General features: G+C 53.7%; 22 protein-coding genes. 9 read left to right on the forward strand and 13 right to left on the reverse strand.

From position 1 onward, the window contains the following. Positions 1-2: 2 nt before the first annotated feature. The 6 genes from Q1A43_RS13785 to hmgA form a co-directional block, all read right to left on the reverse strand. A complete protein-coding gene (locus Q1A43_RS13785; RefSeq protein ID WP_299936078.1) occupies positions 3-1631 on the reverse strand; it encodes an FAD-dependent oxidoreductase in 1629 nt (542 codons plus the stop codon). Between the two features lie 38 nt (positions 1632-1669). Next, positions 1670-1963 carry a hypothetical protein gene (locus Q1A43_RS13790; protein WP_299926772.1) on the reverse strand — a complete coding sequence of 98 codons (294 nt, stop codon included), beginning with the start codon at positions 1961-1963 and terminating at the stop codon, positions 1670-1672. Between the two features lie 33 nt (positions 1964-1996). Further along, positions 1997-2263, reverse strand: coding sequence for a hypothetical protein (locus Q1A43_RS13795; RefSeq protein WP_299936080.1), 267 nt, complete (start codon positions 2261-2263; stop codon positions 1997-1999). Continuing rightward, positions 2263-3213, reverse strand: a complete 951-nt coding sequence (locus tag Q1A43_RS13800; RefSeq protein WP_299926767.1) for an MBL fold metallo-hydrolase — start codon at positions 3211-3213, stop codon at positions 2263-2265. The genes Q1A43_RS13795 and Q1A43_RS13800 overlap by 1 nt, the downstream gene beginning before the upstream one ends. A gap of 76 nt (positions 3214-3289) precedes the next feature. Next, positions 3290-4549 carry a fumarylacetoacetase gene (fahA, locus tag Q1A43_RS13805; protein ID WP_299936082.1) on the reverse strand — a complete coding sequence of 420 codons (1260 nt, stop codon included), beginning with the start codon at positions 4547-4549 and terminating at the stop codon, positions 3290-3292. Positions 4550-4636: 87 nt separating this feature from the next. Continuing rightward, a complete protein-coding gene (hmgA, locus tag Q1A43_RS13810) occupies positions 4637-5995 on the reverse strand; it encodes a homogentisate 1,2-dioxygenase (RefSeq protein WP_299936085.1) in 1359 nt (452 codons plus the stop codon). A 133-nt stretch (positions 5996-6128) separates the two neighbouring features. On the opposite strand from hmgA, the gene Q1A43_RS13815 reads away from it, so the two are divergent. After that, positions 6129-6572, forward strand: coding sequence for a MarR family transcriptional regulator (locus Q1A43_RS13815; protein WP_299936087.1), 444 nt, complete (start codon positions 6129-6131; stop codon positions 6570-6572). Continuing rightward, complete coding sequence (gene maiA, locus Q1A43_RS13820) at positions 6569-7186, forward strand: maleylacetoacetate isomerase (protein WP_299936089.1); 618 nt, start codon at positions 6569-6571, stop codon at positions 7184-7186. The genes Q1A43_RS13815 and maiA overlap by 4 nt, the downstream gene beginning before the upstream one ends. On the opposite strand, the gene Q1A43_RS13825 is transcribed toward maiA, so the two are convergent. Both Q1A43_RS13825 and Q1A43_RS13830 read right to left on the reverse strand, forming a co-directional pair. Continuing rightward, the gene (locus tag Q1A43_RS13825; protein WP_299936091.1) at positions 7183-8058 is read right to left on the reverse strand and encodes a sulfotransferase domain-containing protein; all 876 of its coding nucleotides are present in this window, start codon (positions 8056-8058) and stop codon (positions 7183-7185) included. The two genes, maiA and Q1A43_RS13825, sit on opposite strands and share 4 nt — an antisense overlap. A gap of 47 nt (positions 8059-8105) precedes the next feature. Continuing rightward, entirely contained in the window at positions 8106-8591 is a 486-nt protein-coding gene (locus Q1A43_RS13830) for a MarR family transcriptional regulator (RefSeq protein WP_299936093.1), read from the reverse strand. 121 nt (positions 8592-8712) lie between these two features. Here Q1A43_RS13830 and Q1A43_RS13835 point away from each other — a divergent pair, with 121 nt between their 5' ends. Continuing rightward, positions 8713-9255, forward strand: coding sequence for a VOC family protein (locus Q1A43_RS13835; RefSeq protein WP_299936517.1), 543 nt, complete (start codon positions 8713-8715; stop codon positions 9253-9255). 11 nt (positions 9256-9266) lie between these two features. On the opposite strand, the gene tdh is transcribed toward Q1A43_RS13835, so the two are convergent. Beyond that, positions 9267-10292 (reverse strand): L-threonine 3-dehydrogenase, encoded by a 1026-nt coding sequence (gene tdh, locus Q1A43_RS13840; protein WP_366944270.1) that lies wholly within the window; start codon positions 10290-10292, stop codon positions 9267-9269. An 8-nt stretch (positions 10293-10300) separates the two neighbouring features. Then, positions 10301-11509, reverse strand: a complete 1209-nt coding sequence (locus Q1A43_RS13845; RefSeq protein WP_299936096.1) for a glycine C-acetyltransferase — start codon at positions 11507-11509, stop codon at positions 10301-10303. Between the two features lie 228 nt (positions 11510-11737). Here Q1A43_RS13845 and Q1A43_RS13850 point away from each other — a divergent pair, with 228 nt between their 5' ends. The 3 genes from Q1A43_RS13850 (at position 11738) to Q1A43_RS13860 (ending at position 16909) form a co-directional block, all read left to right on the forward strand. Next, the gene (locus Q1A43_RS13850; RefSeq protein WP_299936098.1) at positions 11738-14071 is read left to right on the forward strand and encodes a Tex family protein; all 2334 of its coding nucleotides are present in this window, start codon (positions 11738-11740) and stop codon (positions 14069-14071) included. Between the two features lie 511 nt (positions 14072-14582). Further along, the gene (locus Q1A43_RS13855; protein WP_299936100.1) at positions 14583-15245 is read left to right on the forward strand and encodes a sugar transferase; all 663 of its coding nucleotides are present in this window, start codon (positions 14583-14585) and stop codon (positions 15243-15245) included. Between the two features lie 239 nt (positions 15246-15484). Beyond that, a complete protein-coding gene (locus Q1A43_RS13860) occupies positions 15485-16909 on the forward strand; it encodes a polysaccharide biosynthesis/export family protein (RefSeq protein ID WP_299936102.1) in 1425 nt (474 codons plus the stop codon). A gap of 12 nt (positions 16910-16921) precedes the next feature. Here the strand turns inward: Q1A43_RS13860 and Q1A43_RS13865 are convergent, their stop codons facing one another. Both Q1A43_RS13865 and pncA read right to left on the reverse strand, forming a co-directional pair. Continuing rightward, a complete protein-coding gene (locus tag Q1A43_RS13865) occupies positions 16922-17677 on the reverse strand; it encodes a metallophosphoesterase family protein (RefSeq protein WP_299936104.1) in 756 nt (251 codons plus the stop codon). Positions 17678-17772: 95 nt separating this feature from the next. Beyond that, on the reverse strand, positions 17773-18369 hold the full coding sequence (pncA, locus tag Q1A43_RS13870; protein WP_299936106.1) for a bifunctional nicotinamidase/pyrazinamidase: 597 nt from the start codon (positions 18367-18369) through the stop codon (positions 17773-17775). 105 nt (positions 18370-18474) lie between these two features. Between pncA and Q1A43_RS13875 the strand changes: the two genes are divergently transcribed. From Q1A43_RS13875 to Q1A43_RS13885, 3 genes are all read left to right on the forward strand, one after another. Further along, positions 18475-19692, forward strand: coding sequence for an Hsp70 family protein (locus tag Q1A43_RS13875; protein WP_299936108.1), 1218 nt, complete (start codon positions 18475-18477; stop codon positions 19690-19692). Between the two features lie 38 nt (positions 19693-19730). After that, positions 19731-20660, forward strand: a complete 930-nt coding sequence (locus Q1A43_RS13880) for a rhodanese-related sulfurtransferase (RefSeq protein WP_299936111.1) — start codon at positions 19731-19733, stop codon at positions 20658-20660. A gap of 71 nt (positions 20661-20731) precedes the next feature. After that, entirely contained in the window at positions 20732-21688 is a 957-nt protein-coding gene (locus Q1A43_RS13885; RefSeq protein WP_299936114.1) for an aldose epimerase family protein, read from the forward strand. A gap of 486 nt (positions 21689-22174) precedes the next feature. On the opposite strand, the gene fliP is transcribed toward Q1A43_RS13885, so the two are convergent. Then, positions 22175-22915, reverse strand: a complete 741-nt coding sequence (gene fliP, locus Q1A43_RS13890; protein ID WP_299936116.1) for a flagellar type III secretion system pore protein FliP — start codon at positions 22913-22915, stop codon at positions 22175-22177. Position 22916 lies beyond the last annotated feature (1 nt).

Below are 22916 nucleotides of genomic sequence, written 5' to 3' on the forward strand. Positions count from 1 at the left end.
GTTTAGGCCCCCTTGCCACAAGCGGTTCGAATCGCCGCGCGGATGGCATCTTCGTCAAAGTGATCCCAGCGCGCCGCGACGTGTTGATCCGGGCGGATCAAATAGACAGCCGATGACGCCTTGCCAAGGTAGCGTTCCGACAAAGCGCCGCTTGGGTCGTCTTTGGCAGAAACCGCCACACGCTTGGCGGTCACGCGGTCTTCGGTCACCTCATCCGGTGCATCAGTATCAATCGTCAAGATTTGAAACCCATTGCCAAGGCTCGACAGCAAGTAGCCGTCCCCAAGTGGCGCGTCGGGGCAGGAGCTGCCGACGCGGGTCCGATTTGGGCCACCCACCAACTCATCCGGCCCATTCAGCGACAATCCATCATAGGTGCAAGGCACTGACAAACGGCCCGAATTGACTAGAGGGCGTGCAAACTCATGGTCCCCGGCCAGTGACAAAACCGCGTTGCGGAAAATATGGCTGGCTTTGGATTTTGGAGTAATGAAGTCTGTCGCACGGGTCGAGTTGAGGATGTTTTCATCGGCCCCGTGCACCCGCTCTTCGGAATAGGTATCAAGCAAGGTTTCAGGGGCGTCACCCCGGATCACCATACCCAATTTCCACCCGAGGTTATCGACATCCTGCATGCCGGAATTGGCCCCGCGTGCCCCGAACGGCGATACCTGATGCGCGGCGTCACCGGCAAACATCACGCGGCCATGGCGGAACTGGTCCATGCGTTTGCATTGGAACGTATAGATCGATGACCAAACCATCTCATACTCGACATCGCCCAAAAACGCATCGAGACGGCGGCGGATGTTTTCCTCTTTCATCTCTTCCTTGCGATCGACATCCCAGCCGATCTGGAAATCGATCCGCCATGTGTCATCGGGCTGCTTGTGCAGCAAGGTCGACGCGCCTGAGCCGTGCGACGGCTCAAACCAGAACCAGCGTTCGGTTGGGAATTCCAGCTCACCTTTCATCTTGATGTCAGCGATCAGGAAGCTGTCTTGGAACACCCGGCCCTCGAAATCGAGGCCCATCATGCCGCGCAACGGGCTAGACGCCCCATCGGCACCAATCAACCAGTCGGCTTGTATTTTGTAACCGCCGTCGGGGGTCGTGATTTCCAACTCTACGTAGTCGTCAAACTCGGTGATGGAATCCACGCGGTTTTTCCCACGCAATTCAATTGGCGCACCCTTGGCTTGCGCTTCGCGGACGCGATCCACGATGAACTTTTCGAAATAGGGCTGTTGGAGGTTGATGAAGGCGGGGTATTTGTGGCCCTCTTCCGGTAGCAGGTTAAACTCGTAAACCTGCCCCTCTTTGTGGAACACCTTGCCGACATTCCAGACCACACCCTTGTCCAACATCGGCTCACCACAACCATAACGATCGGCGACTTCCAAACAGCGTTTGGCAAAGCAAATCGCGCGCGACCCCATGCCGATGCCCTCGTGATCATCAAGCACAACAACGGGAATGCCCTGAAGGCCAAGATCAAGCGCCGTGGCAACACCAATTGGCCCGCCACCCATGATGACCACGGGATGGCGCACCGGGCTGTCGGCATCCTGATCGACGCTGCGTTCATATGGGTAAAGCTTGAAGGCTAGTGAATAGCGGTCCTCAAACATGGTGTCCTCCCTTGTTCAATATCGCGGCAGCGGTTTTCCTAGTTTCTCAGAAAAAACACCAACCCTAAGAATGTCCCGTACCCAAAGCCCATCAGGATGGCACTCAAGAGTCCGACTTTGCTAGATTTGAGCCAACCAAACAGCTCTTTGATTGCAGCATTTCCTACCAACCCACGATCATGGATTGGCCTAGTCTCTGAACCATCTAATCCAGAGGCGAAGGCGGTTGGCACCGCTTTGATCAGAAACAGAAAAAAGCCAAGCGAACCCACGCCGAACGTCGCAAAACCGATGGTTCCGATAAAGCTCGCACTCTGCATTGTGTCCTCCATGTCTTCCCCCCGTCACGGTTTTCTCTTCGGCACCTAGCGCGTTGCGAAAGTGACCCCCACGATCACAACGAAACTGACGATCCCCGCGACCCAGCTGGCCTTGTCCGCTCGTTTTTTGAGCCGCTGCAACTCCGGATCCAAACCAATCACCAGGTGGCGTTGGGCCTTTGGCAGGTTTCGCCAGCCAGTTTGGGCCGCTTCTAGTTTCTTATGATAGGCAAGCCGCGCGCTAAGCGCCTCTATCCCGCTGGCCCACAGAACCCCTTGGACCAGCTTATTTTGTATCTCGATCCAAGACATCAATCCTGCAACGAATCCCACATGTCTTTGTCTCGCTGTGCGGTCCAAACGCGGGGGGTGTCGATGCCGCGGGCTTCGTCATAGGCGCGGGCGACGTTGAAAGGCAGGCAGTGTTCGTAGATCGCGTAGTCTTTGAACTTGGGGTCGCATTCGGCGCGGCACGCATCCCATGCCTCTTTGAGCGATCCGCCACGCGCCACAACTTTGGCGACCGGCTTGTAGGTTGAGCGCACAAAATCCGCCGTCGCCGCGATGGCTTTTTCAACCATATCTTCACCAACAAGCGCGTCGCCACGACCCGGTGCAATGCTCTTGGGTTCGAAATCTGCGATGTTCATCAGGGTGTCTTCCCAATCTCCAAAATGCCCGTCGCCGCAATAGCAGGCCGAGTGGTATTCGACGATGTCACCGGTGAACATGACTTCTTGATCAGGCACCCAAACCACGGCGTCACCAGCAGTGTGGGCGCGACCCAGATGCATGATGTCAACGCGGCGGTTGCCAAGGTAAACGGTCATGCTGTCGCTGAAGGTGGTGGTTGGCCATGTCAGACCGGGGATTTCTTCGTGCCCTTGGAACAGACGTGGAAAGCGGTCAAATTCGCTATCCCAGTCCTCTTGCCCACGCTCAGCCACCATCGAGCGCGCGGTGTCGGACATGATGATTTCTTTGGCCCCATATGCGCTGGCCCCAAGCACGCGCACAGCGTGGTAATGGGTCAAAACCAAGTGGCTAATCGGTTTGTCGGTGACTTCACGGACACATTCCAAAACCTTGCGGGCAAGGCGCGGGGTGGCTTGGGCTTCGATGATCATGACGCTGTCGTCGCCGATGATCACTCCGGTGTTTGGATCCCCCTCGGCGGTGAAAGCATAGAGGCCGTCACCGATTTTGGTAAAGGAGGTTTTCTTTTCTTCCATATCGCCTGCGGAGGCAAAGGCCTTGGCCATGGGATGTCCTTTCGAGTGTCGGGTCCGGAGGCAATGGTGGGAGCCTCCGGCGGGAGTTTATTTGGCGAGATGAAAATCAGGCGTGTGGTTTTTCGTTAGCAGGGAGGATTTTACCCTCGCAGCTGCCAAACCCGATGCGGAAACCATCCCCTTGGGCATGGCCCTTGAGGGTCAGCGTATCACCATCTTCGAGGAAATTGCGGGTTTCGCCGGTGTCGAGCGTCAGGGGCTCTTTGCCGCCCCAGCTGAGTTCAAGCAAAGAACCACGGTTTTCTTTCTCAGGGCCAGAAATTGTACCGGACCCCAGCAGATCACCGGTGTTCATCGGGCAGCCCGAGGTGCTGTGATGGCACAACTGCTGCGCGGCAGAGTAGTACATCTCGTTATAATTGGTGCGTGCGATAGTTGTCGCGTCTTTGCCCTCAGGGGCAAGGGTGACTTCCAGCTCGACATCATAGAGCATCGGGCCGGGTTCTTGCAGATATGGCAACAAATCACGTTCACGTTCTGGCGTCGATGTGCGGAACGATTCCAAGGCGGCTTTGGTCACGATCCATGGGCTAACCGATGTCGCGGTGGCTTTGGCCTGAAACGGGCCAAGCGGCTGATATTCCCAAGCTTGGATATCACGCGCCGACCAATCGTTAAGAAGTACATAGCCAAAGATCATGTCATCCGCTTGCTGAACACTGACCATGCCTTCGGAGGAGGTGCCAACAATCGCACCCATCTCAAGCTCAAGGTCAAAGCGAGCACAGGGGGCAAAGCGCGGCATGTCGTCATTTGGCCCCTTAAGCTGCCCCCAAGGGCGACGCACATCGGTGCCCGACACAACAACCGACGACGCGCGGCCATTGTACCCAATCGGGATCGACAGCCAATTCGGCGGAAGGGCGTTTTCGGCCCCGCGGAACATTGTTCCCACGTTCGTAGCGTGATGTTTGCCCGCATAAAAATCAGTGTACTCGCTCACGGCAAATGGCATCACCAGTTTTGTGCCGACTTGCGGGACAAGGAACGGCACCAACTCGGGCGCATCGCCATTGTCTTCTGAGAGAAGCCCAGTCAGACCTTTGCGATAAGCGTCCCAAACCGCAGGGCCCATCGCCATGAACTCGGTCCAATCGCCGAAAAAGAACACTTCGTCCTCTTCATCCGACGCCATCAAAATACCGGCTTCTTCCAAAGCGGTGACATCAAGTATCATGTCACCGATGGCGACCCCACAATGCGTTTCACCTTCGTCTGTTATGAACGCGCCGTAAGGCAGGTTGTTAAGCGGGAAATCGGTGTCGGGCGTGTTGGCGCTTTCGACCCATGATTTGAGAAGAGGCATGATCGACCTTTCGAATAACGTGGAACATCCCGGCTTCTTCTTTCCAGAAATACCCCGGGGGTTTGGGGGCTGCGCCCCCATATGTGCTTACTTCTTGCCGGGGGTGCCGTCGAATTTCTTTTCGATGGTGGACCAGCAATCAATATATTCATCCTGCAACGGTGCCTCATTGGCGGCAAAAGCCGTCAGATGCTGCGGGAACCGAGTTTCGAACATAAAGGACATGGTGTTGTCGAGCTTCTCTGGCCCCAGCTCGGAATAGGATGCCTTATCAAAAGCATCACGATCCGGCCCATGCGGGAGCATCATGTTGTGAAGGCTCACACCACCGGGAATGAACCCCTGCGGCTTGGCATCATATTGGCCGTAAATATTGCCCATCAATTCCGACATAATGTTCTTGTGATACCACGGTGGTCGGAAGGTATCTTCCATCACCATCCAACGTTCGCGGAACAGGACAAAGTCGATATTGGCGGTGCCTTCGACCCCAGATGGGGCCGTCAGAACGGTGAAAATCGACGGATCAGGGTGGTCAAACAGGATCGACCCAACCGGGCAATAGGTTTTGAGATCGTATTTCACCGGGCAATAATTGCCGTGCCATGCCACCACGTCCAAAGGCGATTGATCAATCTCGCAGCTGTGGAATTGACCGGCCCACTTGATTGTCATGGTTGACGGCACTTCGCGATCTTCATAGGCCGCAACCGGCGTTTTGAAATCGCGGCGGTTGGCCATGCAATTGGCCCCAATCGGCCCACGACCCGGGAGGTCGAACTTTTGACCATAGTTTTCGCAAACAAACCCACGGCACGGCCCCTCTAGAACCTCAACCCGGTAAACCAAGCCCCGTGGAATTATCGCGATTTCCTGCGGCGCAACGTCGATCACTCCCAATTCCGTGCAAAAGCGCAGCTTGCCTTCTTGGGGAACGACCAAAAGTTCGGAGTCAGCTGAAAAGAAATAGCTGTCGACCATGCTTTCGTTGACCAAATAGATATGCGTTGCCATGCCAACTTGGGTATTCACATCCCCCGCCGTTGTCATGGTGCGCATGCCGGTCAGCCATGTCAGACCTTCGCCATGAGGCACCGGATCCCAGCGGTATTGCCCGAGCGAAATCACGTCCGGGTCCACACAGGGTGCGGATTTCCAATAGGGCATATCGATCTTGGTATAGCGCGAACTATGCTTAACCGACGGGCGGATACGGTAACACCATGTGCGCTCGTTTTGATGACTAGGGGCGGTGAAGGCCGTGCCGGACAATTGCTCGCCATAGAGGCCGTAGTTACAGCGCTGGGGCGAATTCATCCCTTGCGGCAAAGCACCGGGAAGCGCTTCGGTCTCGAAATCATTGCCGAAACCGGGCATATACCCGTCTGTAGTTCCGGTCGTATCAGTGGCGCGGGTCATACCGGCTGGTAGGTCGTGGCGGGTCATGGTCATCCTCCCCCATGAGCGTAACAATTAGCACCATTTTTCGTTGCGAATGCAACGATGTCAACAAAATTGTTGCAAATGAAACGAGTATCGGCACAAACTTCGGGAAACACACGCGTTTGAAGGCCCACCTATGTCCCGCCCCCTGCCCGAATTCGACTTGGATCGCTATCTTCCGTATCGTTTTGCCGTGATCGCAACGCGACTCAGTACCGAGCTCGCGGCACAGTACCGTGAAAAATACGGCATTTCGATTGCCGAATGGCGTGTCTTGGTGAACCTCGCCTATTCCGACAGCACATCGGTGCGCGATATTGAAAAACGCGTCAGCATGGAGAAATCCAAAGTGAGCCGCGCCGTCAGCCGCCTAGAAGACGCCGGTTATCTGACCAAGGCCATTGACGACAACGACCGACGGTTGTTGCAGCTTGAGTTGACCGAAAGCGGCACCGGCCTCGTGCGCGATCTTATCCCACTGGCCCAAGCCTATCAGGACGAGTTAGAGGCAAAGCTTCACGCCAAGGTTCCGGGACTTCAGGCCGCGCTGGACGAGCTTATGAAGGACACCGATATATGATCACCCTCTATGATTACTGGCGCTCGTCGGCCAGCTACCGGCTTCGCATCGCACTGGGCCTGACCGGTGAAGCTTGGCAGAGCATTCCGGTTAACCTGCTCGACGCAGAGCACAAGGGCGTTGACCATTTGGCGCGCAATCCTCAGGGGTTGGTGCCCGCGTTAAAGATTGATGGTCAGATGCTAACTCAATCGGTCGCTATTCTCGAATACCTAGATGAAACTCGGGCGCTCGGGCTTTTGCCCGAAAGCCCCCTGGAACGCGCCAAAGTTCGCGCCACTTCCGATGCGATCGCAATGGAAATTCACCCCGTTTGCAATTTAGGTGTCGCGAAATATGCCACCACGCAATCGGAAGGCACCATTACAATGGCCGGTTGGATGAAGCACTTTATCACGCCCGGCCTTCTCGCGGTTGAACAGATGGTTGATGACGGTGATTTTTGCTTTGGTGACAACGTCACTTTGGCTGACATCTGTTTGTTGCCACAGCTCTACAATGCCCAGCGCTGGGAGATTGACCTAACAAAGATGCCGAAACTGCGTCGTATTGGGGCGTTTCTTACAGAAATTCCTGCCTTTGCCGCCGCACACCCCGACAAAACCCCGCATTAACCGGCTGGCCCGTCGCCCCATTCTAACCAATGACGATCCGACGGGGTTAAAAGCTGCGAAATCTTCGCGTCATAAGCCGCCAAATCCTCGGCGTTTAAAACGCCTTCCCATTTGTTCGAGCTGGCGTTGTTAAAAAATCCGGTATCGCTTTTCCAGAACCCCTGCCCCGCAGACGGGACAAACCGGTCTGCATTGGCACGCATCTTTTCGAAGCGCGCGGCATCCACCAGCGAGTCCATCACATGTGGTGGGTGCTGCACGCCGATATGAGCCGCAATCATGGCAAAAACCGCCGCAAGGTCACGCTGCATATCTCTATAATGCAGCTGCAAGAGGTTGCTTCGATCCCCGCGGTTCATGGACGAATTGTAATGGTCAACTACCGAAGTCAGCGTCACATGACCTTCTTCTACATCCAGAAACCTGTGAAAACTCTCCCGCGCAGTTCCTTGCACAGACGTCTTTTCAATATCGACCTGAATGTTGTTTTCATGGCTTCTAAACGAAAAATGGACATCAATCGGATGCCGATACACAGTGATATAGCGTACGTCTTGCCAATAAGGCAGGCAATTCAAGGGTGAGTGGCTTTTGAGATGCCTTCGTTTTACCTGCGTCTCGATATTCGACAAAAGCTCTTCCAAAGGTCGAAATGCCATGTCGACCCAAGGTGAGTTTACCGAAACATTAGCATCAACTTTTGGATCCCCCGACAACAAAAGCGCAAGAATTCCCTGCACCCAAGTGGTCCCGGATTTCGGCGGTGTTGTGACGATAATATCGTCGTCGCGGGCGGTGATCGCCTGCCATCTGGCTGAGTCAGAGATGAAATCTTGATGTCTATGTGTCGGCGTCTCGGCGGCGGGCGGCATGGAAGAATCCTATCTTGAATGCCGTGATCATGCCGAACCTACTTCGATCAATCTACAACTGACTTTGATTGTTCCGCACCCAACACTTGTTCGGGCGCATCCAGCGCTTTGAGCAATGCGGTCATGCCATCTTGCAGCGATTGACGGGCAGCATCGTCCATCGCACCAAGAATTTCCATGGCGCGCGCATCGACCTGTGGCTTGATTTCATCAAACAAACGACGCCCTTCATCCGTGCTCCGGAATAGTTTGATACGGCGGTCGGCGGGCGAAACCCTACGTGTTATCAGACCCTTGTCCTCAAGCCTTTGGGAGGCGCGGGATAGTTGTACCTTGTCCAATGTTGTCCGTTGAACCAGCTCGTTGGACGCAATTTCCTCGGCTTGGGACAGAAGAAACAACAGCCGCCATTCTTCTCGGCTAAGGCCATAGGCCTTGCCATACACATCCATAAGGTTGCGCGAAAACCGTTCTGCAGCCACGGCAAAACGGTAAGGAAAAAAGGCTTCTATCTGGCTCAAGGCGTCTGTCATTTTGCGATCCATGACATCGTTTCATCTGCAACAACTTGACCTAAGTCAAATACACAATGACCCGGATCGTCAATCATTGCAAATGCAACGATATTTTTTGGAGGGAAAAATGACAGTGCAATTGAAGGTCGATCAAATTCATCACGTAGCTTATCGCTGCAAGGATGCCAAGGAAACCGTCGCGTTCTACACCAAGATGCTGAACATGGATTTCGTTTTGGCAATTGCCGAAGATCACGTCCCGTCGACCCACGAACCCGACCCTTACATGCATCTGTTTCTTGATGCCGGGAATGGCAATGTTCTGGCGTTCTTTGAACTACCAACCAAGCCGGAAATGGGCCGCGACCCGAACACGCCTATTTGGGTGCAACACATTGCATTTAAAGTCAAAGACCGCGACACATTGATTGCGTTCAAGGATCACCTAGAGGCAAATGGAGTGGACGTTTTGGGCGTCACAGACCATTCTATTTTCCACTCGATCTATTTCTTTGATCCCAATGGCCACCGGGTCGAACTTGCCTGCCCCGATCCCGAAGAAGAGGCCATGCTCGCCAAATTGGACGCGGTCAAATGGGACATGCTCGAAGAATGGTCTAAAACGAAAAAAGCCCCTCAGCACGCGGCGTGGCTGCATGCCAAGGAGCTTGAAAAAGATTGATGGGGGGGGCTTTAGCCCCAATCCATCACCACCTTGCCGGCCTCGCCCGACATCATCGCAGCAAACCCGTCTTCGAACTCATCAATCGAAATACGGTGTGTGATGAGGTCGGTCAGGTCGAGCCCGGATTGGACCAAAGCGATCATTTTGTACCAAGTTTCGTACATTTCGCGCCCGTAGATCCCCTTGACCGTCAGCATCTTAAAGATGATTTCGTTCCAATCGACCGCAAATTCGGTTGGTGCAATGCCAAGCAAGGCGATCTTGCCGCCATTGTTCATCCGGTTGATCATCTGGCGCATCGCTGGCGCGGCGCCGGACATTTCCAACCCGACATCAAAGCCCTCGGTCATGCCGATCTGAGGCATCAGGTCGGCCAGCGTTTCATTGCTGACATCCACCACATGTTGGACCCCCAAACGACGGGCAAGATCAAGGCGATAGGGTGCAATATCGGTGATCACAACTTTGCGTGCACCGACCTTTTGCGCCACCAAGGCCCCCATGATTCCAATCGGACCTGCCCCGGTGACCAAGACATCTTCGCCAACCAGATCAAACGACAAAGCGGTGTGAACTGCGTTACCAAACGGGTCAAAAATCGCGGCAATTTCATCTGGAATATCGTCGGGAATGGGGACAACGTTGCTTTCGGGAATACAGAGGTATTCGGCGAATGATCCGGGCCGATTGACCCCGACACCTAACGTATTGCGGCACAGCTGACCACGACCTGCCCGACAATTGCGACACGTCCCACAAACCACGTGCCCTTCGCCGGACACACGTTGACCGATGGCATATTTCACCGCCGCGGCACCGGTATCGACGATTTCACCACAGAACTCATGCCCAACAACCATCGGAACCGGCACAGTTTTCGCCGACCATTCATCCCACTTCCAGATATGGACATCGGTCCCACAAATCGCGGATTTCTTCACCTTGATCAGAACTTCATCCGGGCCGGGCTCGGGCACCGGAACGCGTTCCATCCAAAGGCCCGGCTCGGATTTGGCTTTGACCAATGCTTTCATTTCATTGCTCATTGTGCCGCCTCCGTAAGAATGTTCATGTCATGGCCAACCTCGATAAACGCATCAATGGCGCGGTCTAATTCTTCGCGGCTTAGGGCGGCGGACATTTGGGTACGAATGCGATCTTGCCCCTTGGGCACCACCGGGAAACTAAACGGCGCGACATATACCCCCTTGGCATCGAGCCGTTTCGCCATGTCTTGAGCCAGTTTCGGATCACGCAGCATCACGGGAATGATCGGGTGTTCACCGGGCAAAAGATCAAAACCCGCCTCAGACATACGCGCCCGAAAATGCGCGGCGTGTTCCATTAGCCGATCCCGGCGCTCGGTCGAGGCCTCAAGCATATCCAGAACTTTGATCGAGGTCTGCGCGATAACCGGGGCAAGCGTGTTTGAAAACAGATAGGGGCGCGACCGCTGGCGCAGCCAATCCACAACCTCGCGTTTCGCACAGGTATAGCCACCCGACGCACCGCCAAGGGCCTTGCCAAGGGTCCCGGTGACGATGTCCACACGCCCCATCACGTTGCAATGTTCGATCGATCCACGCCCGGTTTCGCCGACAAAACCAACCGCATGGCTGTCATCCACCATAACCATCGCACCGTACTTATCAGCCAGATCGCAAACCTGTTCGAGCTTGGCGATATAGCCGTCCATCGAAAATACACCGTCGGTGGCGATCATTTTAAACCGCGCTCCAGCGGCCTCGGCAGCCTGTAGTTGAGCCTCAAGATCGGCCATATCGGAATTCGCATATCGAAACCGCTTGGCCTTGCACAAACGCACCCCGTCGATAATCGACGCATGGTTCAACGCATCCGAAATGATAGCGTCCTCTGGCCCCAGAAGCGTTTCAAATAGCCCGGTATTGGCGTCAAAACAGCTAGAATAGAGGATCGTATCCTCGAAACCCAAAAAGGAGGATAGGCGCGCCTCCAACTTTTTGTGCTCTTCTTGGGTGCCGCAAATAAAGCGGACGGACGACATCCCATACCCATATCGGCTTAGCGCGTCGCGGCCCGCCTCGATAAGGTCGGGATGATCGGACAGCCCAAGGTAGTTGTTGGCGCACAGGTTGATCACCTCTTTGCCAGTGTCCAATGCAACGGTTCCCGCCTGTTTTGACGTGATCACACGTTCGCTTTTGTACAGCCCGCTTTGCATCAACATGTCTAGCTCACGGGTCATATGGTCAATGAAGTCTTTGGTCATCGTCGTCTCTCCGCGTGTGTTAAAAAAGCATTGTTGATACAGCCTGCGACATCCTGACCGCAGGTCAACTGCGTCATGTCCTCTGCTCAAAATTTAGGCAAGAGTGAAATCGGCATTGGGCACCCAAAACCGATGAATTTCTGTGATCGCTTCGATAAGCGCTTTCCCCCTTGGAGCGGCGGGCAAGCAGGGGTATCAAAACCATCCGACCAAGTTGGAGAATGAGTTTTGGATCAGACCGCCACCCGTATCGCCCGCACCATCGCCACCGAAATCGGAGCGGCAGCAAATCAGGTCAACGCAGCGGTTGAACTGCTGGATGGCGGGGCGACTGTGCCCTTTGTTGCGCGCTATCGCAAAGAGGTGACCGGAGGCTTGGACGATACACAGCTTAGAACGCTGTCTGACCGGTTGGCCTATCTTCGTGATATGGAAGCGCGGCGGAAGACGATCCTGCAATCGATCAAGGATCAAGATAAACTCACCGACGAATTGACCCGCGCAATTGTCGGAGCCGACACAAAATCAGCGTTGGAAGACATTTACCTCCCCTACAAACCCAAGCGACGCACCAAGGCGATGATCGCCCGTGAAAATGGGTTAGAACCGTTATTGCAAGCGATTTTGAGCGACCGGCAAGCAGACCCCGAGGTTTTGGCGCAAGGCTACCTGTCAGACGCGGTTGTCGATGTGAAAACTGCTCTCAATGGCGCGCGGGATATTTTGGCCGAACAGTTGTCTGAGAATGCCGAACTTTTGGGCCGTTTGCGAGATTACATGAAGCAAGACGCGGTGATCTCATCGCGCATCGTTGAGGGTAAAGAACAAGCCGGGGCCAAATTTAGCGACTATTTCGACCACTCCGAAAAATGGGCCAACATCGCGCCGCACCGCGCTTTGGCAATTTTGCGCGCCTCCAAAGAGGAAATTGTTACAATCGACATCGCCCCGCCCGCCGAAACAGGGTCAGAGCGGGCCGAGGCTATCATCGGATCGGCCATTGGTATGCGTGGCGATGGTCCCGGTGACGCTTGGCTTCGCAAAGCCGCAAGTTGGACATGGCGGATCAAATTGAGCCTGTCGATGTACATGGATCTTTTGACCGACTTGCGTCAACGGTCTCATGAAGAGGCGATCACGGTGTTCGCCCGCAACCTCAAAGATTTGCTTCTGGCCGCCCCCGCCGGACCGCGCGCGACACTTGGCCTTGATCCCGGCATTCGAACCGGCGTCAAAGTGGCTGTGGTCGATGCCACCGGCAAAGTTTTAGACACCGCCACGATCTACCCGTTCCAACCTAGAATGGATGTACGCGGCTCTGAGGCCAAGATTATCGAGCTTATTCAACGCCACAACATTGATTTGGTCGCGATCGGAAATGGAACGGCCAGCCGCGAGACCGAAAAGCTGGTTGGCGATACTATGAAATTGCTACCACCGGCGGTGAAGAAACCTACAAAGGTTGTGGTATCCGAAGCCGGTGCCTCGGTCTATTCGGCCTCGGAATTGGCAGCGCGCGAGTTCCCCGATCTTGACGTATCTTTGCGTGGCGCGGTCTCGATTGCGCGACGTTTACAAGACCCGCTTGCCGAACTGGTGAAAATCGAGCCGCAATCGATTGGGGTAGGCCAGTATCAGCACGATGTTGATCAACGCCGCTTGGCCAAGTCACTTGAAGCCGTTGTCGAAGATGCGGTGAACGCTGTGGGTGTTGATCTCAACACCGCCTCCGCCCCGTTGTTGGCGCATATCGCCGGGCTTGGCCCGTCGCTTGCGCAATCCATTGTCGATCATCGGGATGGAAACGGGGCCTTTGCCTCGCGCAAGGCGTTGCTCAAAGTGGCCGGCTTGGGGCCGAAGGCATTTGAACAATGCGCCGGATTCTTGCGAATTCGCGAAGGATCAGAACCGCTCGATAGCTCCTCTGTTCACCCAGAAGCCTATGATGTTGCCAGGAAAATCGTTGCTGCCTGTGGCCGGGATTTGCGGTCAATCGCCGGGGATTCCAAAGCCCTGACCAACCTTAGGGCGGAACAGTTCGTCGATGACAAATTCGGCTTGCCCACAGTTCGAGATATTTTCCAAGAACTTGAGAAACCAGGACGGGACCCAAGGCCGAGCTTCAAAACCGCCAGCTTTGCCGACGGGATCGAAGACATCAAGGACCTGCGGCCCGGAATGTCGTTGGAAGGCACCGTGACGAATGTTGCGGCCTTTGGCGCGTTTGTTGACATCGGGGTCCATCAAGACGGGTTGGTCCATGTCAGCCAATTGGCAGACAAGTTTGTCAAAGACCCGCACGACATCGTCAAGGCCGGGGATGTCGTCAAAGTACGCGTGACCGAGGTTGATGTTCCGCGCAAACGTATTGGACTGACCATGCGGTCATCTGGCGGTCAAACAAGCCGTAGCAAGACGCCAGATAGACCCAACACAAAGCCGTCGCAAAAGTCTCATTCTGGCAAACTCAATCAAGACCGACGTACAAAAAACTCTGAAGGCCCTCAAAACAATGCCCTTGGTGCTGCTTTGAAAAACGCCATGAAGCAAAGCAAAACCTAGGTCGGCTATTTGCAAGGTAAACCCCGGACTAATACCGACCCATCGTGCAATCCGCTCATTCAATCGCAATTCCGAATCTGTTTGGAGAGATTCGGAGAAAGTCAGGGTGTAACCTGCTCGCTCAGCACAAGGCGTTAGCCTATTTTTTCATCATACGAGAAAATTTCTTGCCAATCATACGGTGCAAACTTTTTGCGCTAACACTTTACTTCATGTCCTTCACTCCAAATCGCTCACACCGGAAATTTTAGCAAAAATACTTTAAATTCATAAAGTTATACAGAAACATCGCTTTGTATCGAGCGCTCGTATCCGGCTCGACGCACAACCTGTAGTTTAAAACGCAACTTAGCCCTCCTCCAAATAGCCATTTGAAGGGGTCCTCGCGAGGTTATTGGTTAACGCATTATTAATTGACTTAAGAGGCGCCCAACCTCTATCCCTTGCATGTAACCAGTTTTGGTTTGTCTGGTGAATATTTTTAAAAAAAGTCTTTCTGGGGGCACCCACTATGTTCGACGTTTCATCGCTTGAAACCTCTGTGAACGCGACAACGTTAAGTTCCAAAACCGAAAACTTTATAAGTGATGGGATTTTCGGGCTGTCCAAGCGTATTTTTGATACTTTGGTGAGCCTTGCTCTGCTTCCTGGTCTTGTTGGCGCAATTATCGTTCTGCTGTTTCTCAACCCGTTTCTAAACAGAGGACCAATTTTTTACGTCCAAAACCGCATGGGCCGCAATTGCAAGAGCTTCAAAGCGATCAAGTTCCGCTCAATGACCGCGTCGGAAAATATCACGCGGTCCGCTGATGACCCCCTCGAAATAGACCGCATTACCCCGCTCGGCCATTTCCTGAGAAAAAGCCGACTGGATGAACTACCGCAAATCCTCAATGTATTGCTTGGGGACATGAGTCTGATCGGCCCACGTCCCGACTACTACGATCATGCAATAGAGTACCTGAATACCATCCCCGGTTACCGCGAACGTCACATCGTGCGCCCGGGTATCAGCGGTCTCGCGCAAACCGAGTTGGGTTACATTGAAGGCACAGACGCTACCAAGAGAAAAGTCAAAGCGGATTTGTATTATATCACACACCGCAGCTATGCTCTTGAAACTTGGATATTTTGGCGGACTTTGTCTGTCGTTGCGCGTCGCGCCGGCGCATAATAATCCAGACTCGTTTTCGACAATCAGGTACCTGAATAGGTGTTGTCGTTCGGCTTTGACCGCACAGGTGTTTTCTGTGACCTGTTGCAGTTTTAGCTCAAGCTCAAGCAAACCTCAGTGAACTCTTATACATAATGTCGTGGCCAGCACCGCGACGATGTAGACATATAGTCATTTACGAGCGTCGGCGGACCGCTTAGGTCTCTTTGAACATGCGAACGATTTCGGGGGAGGTCACAGTGTTTACACGACCAAAGGATGCAAGGGCCACCAAGCTGGCCAGCGCTGTGGACTGGTTTAAAAACAAATCGATCCGTAGCTTTGCTTTGGTTGCACTTTGTGCGACTGCCGGTTGTGGTATCAGCTATCAAAGCCCTAAAGTGACAGAGCGGGAAGATGGCTCCCCTGTGAACGTTGTGCCGCTTTCTGCTGAAACTGTGTCTCGTGCGAACGCGACCGCCTATACGCCGCGCGCATTGCCGGCCGTTTTCTATGCTGCTGCGGGAACCGGAAGTTCGACGACCGGACTTGGGGCCGTTCCGTCATCACCGTATTTGCCATCTACCAGCCCAAAACAACAAGACTTCCGCCCTTTGCCAGATGTCTCACCTGAGGCTTACCGCATCGGTGTAGGAGACGTTTTGCTTTTGGCCACCCGCGGCTCGGGGTCTACCGTCGAACAATTGTCCGGATTGCTCGCGGCTCAGAACCAGCGCCAAGGTTACACCGTCCGTGACGACGGATCGATTGCGATACCCGAAATCGGGCCTGTCCAATTGTCTGGCTTAACCGTTCAAGAGGCCGAAGATCGCCTCTTCCAAGTTCTGGTTGAACAACAGATCGACCCTTCGTTTAGCCTTGAGGTTGCGGAATTTCATTCTAAACGAGTTGCCATTGGCGGGGCCGTCAAAAAGCCGACATTGGTTCCGATCACGCTTAGCAAACTCACGTTGTCGGAGGCATTGACAGCGGCAGGTGGCTCGACAATTCGTGACAAAGAATTCGGGTCGATACGGATTTACAGAGACGGAAACCTCTATCAAATTCCCTTGTCGTTGTACCTTGAACGCCAAGATCTGCAAAAGAAGGTCTTGCTGAACGGTGACGCGGTCTTTGTTGACACAAGTTACGACTTGGATCGCGCAATGGAGTTTTACAAAGCTCAGATCGATGTGATTTCTCTACGCACCTCCGCAAGAAGCGCTGCGCTCATGGCGCTGGAAACTGAAGTCTCGCTGCAACGCGACGCCCTCAATGAACGGCGACAGTTATTCGACCTTCGCGAAAAACTGGGTGCTGAAAAACGTGACTATGTTTACCTCACCGGCGAGGTCAAAAACCAAAGCCGGTTTGTTCTGCCATACCAGCAACACGCAACGCTTGCCGATGTGCTTTATTCTGATGGCGGGTTTGACACGACAACCGGTGATCCTAGCCAAATCTATGTCCTCCGAGCACAGGGTAGTGGCGAGGAGATGGGTCAAATCACGGCCTACCACCTTAACGCTAAGAATGCGGCCGACATAATCATCGCAACACGGCTAGAAATGCGCCCAAACGACGTGGTCTTTATCGAAGAGCAAGAGATTACAAAGTGGAGCCGCGCATTACAGCAGCTGTTCCCATCATTGATCAGAACCGTCGAAGGCGCCCTTATCCCTTAGACGCCTGCCGTCTCAGGTTGAAACAAAGCTAACGTTGCCCTTTTCAACGAGGGCAGCAGTCAGCTTTCCAGTTGCGTAAGCCCCTGTATCTACGGCGATACGCCCGTCTTTTGCCTCGGCAGCGTCGACAATTGTGTGACCATGGACAACCCAAACGCCATCCTGCCGAAGCTGATTGTCAAACTCGGGATGCCCCCAAAGCAACCGCGACCGATCCTGCCGATCAATCGGTTGTTTAGGATCAGCACCGGCGTGTACAACGGCAACATTTCCGGTCGCCCAGTGTGAAGGCAGCTCTCGCAGCCACGCTTCCAAATCTTCCCCTAGCGCATCCTTAAATCGGTCCCGCAGGCTATGCCATTGCGTGTCCGATGCGGCGGCCCCTGGCAGGGAAGATATCTTGAAACTGGCGAGCGTCTGCAATCCGCCATAACGGAGCCAACGCGCACCATTTGCGACAGGATCATCCAAGAAACTGAGCATCATGTCTTCGTGATTGCCCATCAAACAGGTCATCAACGGACCAGCTTCGGATTGCATTTCAAACAATCGGCGAAGCACCTGCTCACTTTGCTCTCCGCGATCGACGTAGTCTCCGACACAGATTAGAACGGCATCGGGATGACCAACATCCGACAGCTTGCCCAAGAGCGCTTCTAAAAGGTGGTCACTTCCATGAATGTCACCAATGGCAAAGAATGGCACCTCAGGTGCGAGTTCCGCCGAGAATTTAGGCCGTTCAACCTTGCGTTTTCTAAAAAACCTCATGCAAACTATCTAGGCTGACCAAGCACAGTCTCCAAGGAGAAAATCTCTCATTTTGAATAGTTTCGGCAAACATGAGCCACGCCATTCGCTACCGTTTATTCCACGAGCTGAACACCCGCGTCTTTCATATCAGAAAGGGCTGTGACCAATGAACCGTCGAGATCAATTGCACGGCACAACCCCGTCCTGACCGTGACGTCAAAACCCAATTTCGCCGCATCAATGGCCGAATAATTCACACAGAAATCCAAGGCCAAGCCGACAAGGGTAAGTTGGGTGATCCCGCGCGTTCGCAGATACCCCTCCAAGCCGGTCGAGGTTTTGTGATCATTCTCAAAAAACGCTGAATAGCTATCGACTTGGGGGCGAAACCCTTTGCGAATGATAAGGTCCGATGCGTTGGCATTCAGATCATCATGGAACGACGCCCCGCCGGTGCCTTGGACACAGTGATCCGGCCAAAGAACTTGGGGACCATAAGGCATTTCAACAAGGTCAAAGGCGGCCTTGCCGTCATGCGAAGACGCGAATGAGCTATGGCCAGCCGGGTGCCAATCTTGCGTTAAAACCACCGCATCGAACCCAGCCATGAGGGCATTAATAGGCGCGACAATTTCGTCCCCTCCCGGAACCGCCAGCGATCCACCCGGACAAAAATCGTTTTGGACATCAATGATTATCAAACCTTGCATCGCGCGCACTCCCAAATCGTAGTTGCGCTCACTCTATGCCGATGGAAAAGGAATTGCCATGTCGCCACAGCTTGGCTATTTGAGCCCCTTTCAAAGGGGGCGCATATGGCCAGATTGGGATTGGATTTCGGAACGTCTAACACAGCTGCCGGTGTTCTTGCCGGAAGCAACCCATTTGCGATTCCGCTTGAACCAGATCATCAAACTCTGCCGACGGCGGTCTTTATCGACTATGCAGACAAGCACTATGTCTATGGCTCAGCAGCCGCTCGTGCGATGATGGACGGGGCCGAAGGGCGTTTTTTGCGCGCTTTGAAGAGTATTCTTGGCACGCCTTTGGCTCGGGAATCCCGGTCCTTTCTCAATGAGCGGATCACGCTCATTGAGATCATCGCGCGGTTCTTGTCAGAAATCAAAACCCGGTCCGAAACCTTCACTGGTATGACATTTGAAACGGCCCTTTCTGGTCGTCCGGTGCATTTCCACTCCGCCTCATCCGAACGAGACGCCCAAGCGGAAATGGATTTGCGCGACGCCTACTTGCTGGCGGGGTTCAAGGACGTGAGTTTCCTTGCTGAGCCAGAAGCGGCCGCACTTGCCGTTGCGGGTCAGGGGCGCATGCTTATCGTCGATATTGGCGGCGGCACGTCCGACTTTACCCTATGTGATCGCAAAGGTGACAAAACCGAGGTTTTGGCAAGCCGAGGTGTCCGCATTGGTGGCACCGATTTTGACCGTGTTCTCAGTTTACGCCATGCCATGCCTTTGCTTGGGTATGGTGCCCAGATCGGGGCTGAACTAAGCTCCAAAACACACTCTGCACCCAAAGCGTTGTTTCATGATCTGGCCAGTTGGGAAAAGATCGCATTCGTGTATGATCCGGCGTTGCTGCGCGAAGTGCGGCGCTGGGAACGCGTTGCCCAAGAACCGCTTTTGTTTGAACGTCTTGGTGAGGTCCTCGAAGCCCATTTGGGACACGATATTGCCTATGCGGTTGAGGCAGGAAAGATCGCTGCCAACGGCGCAGACTCCGGCGAAATCCTTCTCGATATTATTGAACGTGGCCTCTCAGTCGATTTACAACGTGACGCCATGCAAATGGCTTTGTCCGACTTTGCGACCGAGATCGGAACAAATGCATTGGGGACCCTCGCCGATGCAGGGTGCGCCCCAGATAGCGTCGATCAGGTGGTCTTTGTTGGTGGGTCCAGTTTGATGGCCATCATTCGCGAACAATTGGCTACCGCGCTGCCCAATGCCCGGCACGAAGACGCCGAAGTTTTCACCGCAGTTGTGCACGGGTTGGCGATCGCCGCCGCGTAGCGCTTGCCCGTTGGCTCACAAATGCGTATCCGGGTTTTATGTTTACTGTCTGCGCCCTCTACCACTTCACCCGATTTGATAACCCGGACGCATTGCGCGAACCGCTTTTAGACATATGCCGTGCCCAAAGCATCACCGGCACGCTTCTTTTGGCCCAAGAGGGTATAAACGGAACGATCGCTGGCCCGGCAAGCGGGATCGAAGCAACTCTGGCGCATATCAGATCGCTACCCGGTTGTGACACCCTCGAATGGAAACTGTCGTCCGCCCAAGATCGCCCCTTTGCCAGAATGAAAGTTCGGCTAAAGCGAGAAATCGTGACCATGGGGCAGCCCAATGTAGACCCCACATCTGACGTGGGAAACTATGTCGATCCCGCCGATTGGAACGATCTCATCTCAAGTCCAGACGTCGCGGTTATCGACACGAGAAACGACTACGAAGTGTCAATCGGAACGTTTGACGGTGCGATTGACCCGAAAACGGCGACTTTCCGTGACTTTCCAGAATGGTGGGAGCGAAACAAAGATCGCTTTCACAACAAACGTATTGCAATGTTTTGCACCGGCGGCATCCGTTGCGAAAAGTCGACCAACTGGTTGAAACAGCAAGGTGTTGAAGATGTCTATCATCTTAAGGGCGGCATCCTAAAATACCTCGAAGACATTCCTTCCGAAGAGAGCACATGGAATGGCGAATGCTTTGTCTTTGATGGGCGGGTTTCTGTCGGGCATGGGTTGCAAGAAGGCCCACATCTGTTGTGCCATGCCTGCCGCAAACCGATTTTACCAGAAGACAAAAATCGGCCCGAATATGAACATGGCGTCTCCTGCCATCTTTGCGTTCACGACACGTCTGAGGACGACAAAACGCGTTTTCGCGAACGGCAAAAGCAAATTGCCCTCGCATCCGCCCGAGGAGAACGGCACCTGCACGCGGATGTCACGGAAGAACCCGAAAGCAAATAGCCGTTAGCGGTAACTCTGGGTGTTTGCGTTTTGGTCTGTTAAGCCTCGGGCAAAGCCTTGAGAGAGACGCCATGACCGATAAAATCCAAACTGCCGTGCTTGAAAACGAAATTGCCCGGATCACGGTTTTGTCGATCGGCTGTAGCATCCAAGACTGGCGCGTTCATGGCCGTCCGGTTGTTTTGGGTTATGCGGACGTCGAAGCCTATCGAACTAACCCTTGTGTCATGGGAAGTATCGTTGGTCGGATAGCCAATCGCACGGCGGGGGCGTCGTTTGAGTTGGACGGGAAACGCTGGCCGCTTCCCGCCAATGATGGGCCAAACCACATTCACGGCGGGCCGGGAGGTTTGGCTTGGCAGAACTGGACCTTGCATCAGAACAGCGCAACGTCAGTCGCATTGACGCTAAGGTCCGAGCATCTGGATCAAGGGTATCCGGGTTGCGTGGATTTCGAAGTTCAATTGACGCTAGATGGCACGGCTTTGACTTGGGTGATGACGGGAAAGCCGGATCGTGAAACGCCCATCAACCTTGCGCAACATGTGTATTTCAATCTGGCCGGGACGGGCAACGTTCTTGATCACAAGGTTCAGATCGGAGCCAATTATGTTACATCGACTGATCAAGCGCTCATTCCCACAGGCGAGAAACTACAGGTCGGCAATAGCCGGTTTGACTTTCGCCACGTGCAAACCCTCTCCGAGGCCGATCCGGAAAACTTGGGGTATGATTTGAATTTCGTCTTGGACAAGTCAAATAGCCCAAGTGCTCAAGTTTCTTCTCCGGACGGTATGACATTGAAATTATGGACAGATCAGCCCGGCCTGCAGTTTTATACGGCCAAGCATCTTTCGCGTCGCGGCGTGCCTATACAAGGGGCGAACCACGACCCTGACTGCGGGTTTTGCCTTGAAGCCCAGAGCTTCCCCAACAGTATTAACCAGCCCGGATTTGGTTCAATTGTTTACTCGCCTGACAATCCTTATCGTCAAAGGACCACAATAGAAATTGCTCCAACGGACTAACTTCTGCCAAACAACTTGCCCGACCTCTGATCGATCTTTGGGCCGTGCTTTTGTCCACCTTGGCCCCGAGACAAAAAGCAAAATCGATTCTACGGAAACGTTGCCAATCGAAAACTAAAACCCTTTCCGAAACGGCGATTTGGTTGGTGATTGACGAACCGCTTGGAATATCAACATGAGCCCCGCCTAATACATGTTATGTTGTTCGGACAGGTGAGCGCGTCTGCGGCTTAGTCAGAGAGCCAAATACATCAACGTTAATTAAAGATCGGAGTCTAGGTCTTGTGATCTGGGTCCATGGGCGTTCAGACTGAGCATGGCCTCGGCCTCCTGCGCTGAGGAAAACCAAGAGACGGCCTTCATATTCAAAATTGCACGAACACCCTGTGCCGAAGGAATTTCCAAGTGGATAGTCCGACCACAGATAGCAGCTAAATCCACCGATTGTCTGATCATAGGGGCAGTCAATTCATGGGAGAGATCCGGCTAGAAATAACCCCGAACCAAGCTGCCAGCTATCAGCGCCCAGCCATCCGCTATCACGAAAAAGGCTAGCTTGAATGGCAACGACACAATGGCCGGTGGAACCATCATCATGCCCATTGACATTAAAACGGCCGCTACGACGAGGTCGATAATAAGAAAAGGGAGAAAGATCAAAAACCCAACTTGAAATGCTCTCGCCACTTCGGACAGCATGAAGCTGGGTATCAAAACTGAAAGCGGTGCCTCTGGTTCCAAAATGGTTTGAGCGGCATCCGGACGCAAGTCAGCCATGGCACGGTAGGTTTCCGGATCGGCACGCGACGCCATGAACACTCGGAACGGTTTCAATATTTCAATGGCAGCGACATCGACTTCGACTTGCTCGTTGATCAGCGGCTCAACACCCAGAGTCCATGCCTCGGTGAACACCGGCTCCATGACAAAATAGGTTAAGAACAAAGCCAAGCTGACGATAAGCATATTAGGCGGTGATTGTTGCAATCCAACCGCTTGGCGTAGAATTGCCAACACAGTAACCATAAACGGAAAACAGGTGATCATGATAGCAATGCCAGGCGCAATGCTCAGCAACGTAATCAAGATGATTAGCTGTATGCTGGTTCCTGATACAGACCCACCCTCACCCAAATTGAATTCAAGCGATTGCGCCGCTGCTTCTGTACCAAACGCAACAGCAAAGACGGTCAAAAAAACCGCACATGTAACCGTCCAGATCTTCATG

This window comes from uncultured Pelagimonas sp. (assembly GCF_947498515.1).
Classification (GTDB): Bacteria; Pseudomonadota; Alphaproteobacteria; order Rhodobacterales; family Rhodobacteraceae; genus Pelagimonas.

Excerpts from the sequence above, each read along its gene's own strand:
- hmgA (WP_299936085.1), bottom strand. The coding sequence starts at position 5,995 with ATGACCCGCCACGACCTACCAGCCGGTATGACCCGCGCCACTGATACG.
- fliP (WP_299936116.1), bottom strand. The coding sequence starts at position 22,915 with ATGAAGATCTGGACGGTTACATGTGCGGTTTTTTTGACCGTCTTTGCT.
- Q1A43_RS13795 (WP_299936080.1), bottom strand. The coding sequence starts at position 2,263 with ATGTCTTGGATCGAGATACAAAATAAGCTGGTCCAAGGGGTTCTGTGG.
- Q1A43_RS13855 (WP_299936100.1), top strand. The coding sequence starts at position 14,583 with ATGTTCGACGTTTCATCGCTTGAAACCTCTGTGAACGCGACAACGTTA.
- Q1A43_RS13825 (WP_299936091.1), bottom strand. The coding sequence starts at position 8,058 with ATGCCGCCCGCCGCCGAGACGCCGACACATAGACATCAAGATTTCATC.
- Q1A43_RS13815 (WP_299936087.1), top strand. The coding sequence starts at position 6,129 with ATGTCCCGCCCCCTGCCCGAATTCGACTTGGATCGCTATCTTCCGTAT.
- pncA (WP_299936106.1), bottom strand. The coding sequence starts at position 18,369 with ATGCAAGGTTTGATAATCATTGATGTCCAAAACGATTTTTGTCCGGGT.
- Q1A43_RS13845 (WP_299936096.1), bottom strand. The coding sequence starts at position 11,509 with ATGACCAAAGACTTCATTGACCATATGACCCGTGAGCTAGACATGTTG.
- fahA (WP_299936082.1), bottom strand. The coding sequence starts at position 4,549 with ATGCCTCTTCTCAAATCATGGGTCGAAAGCGCCAACACGCCCGACACC.
- Q1A43_RS13865 (WP_299936104.1), bottom strand. The coding sequence starts at position 17,677 with ATGAGGTTTTTTAGAAAACGCAAGGTTGAACGGCCTAAATTCTCGGCG.
- tdh (WP_366944270.1), bottom strand. The coding sequence starts at position 10,292 with ATGAAAGCATTGGTCAAAGCCAAATCCGAGCCGGGCCTTTGGATGGAA.
- maiA (WP_299936089.1), top strand. The coding sequence starts at position 6,569 with ATGATCACCCTCTATGATTACTGGCGCTCGTCGGCCAGCTACCGGCTT.
- Q1A43_RS13785 (WP_299936078.1), bottom strand. The coding sequence starts at position 1,631 with ATGTTTGAGGACCGCTATTCACTAGCCTTCAAGCTTTACCCATATGAA.
- Q1A43_RS13880 (WP_299936111.1), top strand. The coding sequence starts at position 19,731 with ATGTTTACTGTCTGCGCCCTCTACCACTTCACCCGATTTGATAACCCG.
- Q1A43_RS13800 (WP_299926767.1), bottom strand. The coding sequence starts at position 3,213 with ATGGCCAAGGCCTTTGCCTCCGCAGGCGATATGGAAGAAAAGAAAACC.
- Q1A43_RS13885 (WP_299936114.1), top strand. The coding sequence starts at position 20,732 with ATGACCGATAAAATCCAAACTGCCGTGCTTGAAAACGAAATTGCCCGG.
- Q1A43_RS13830 (WP_299936093.1), bottom strand. The coding sequence starts at position 8,591 with ATGACAGACGCCTTGAGCCAGATAGAAGCCTTTTTTCCTTACCGTTTT.
- Q1A43_RS13790 (WP_299926772.1), bottom strand. The coding sequence starts at position 1,963 with ATGGAGGACACAATGCAGAGTGCGAGCTTTATCGGAACCATCGGTTTT.
- Q1A43_RS13875 (WP_299936108.1), top strand. The coding sequence starts at position 18,475 with ATGGCCAGATTGGGATTGGATTTCGGAACGTCTAACACAGCTGCCGGT.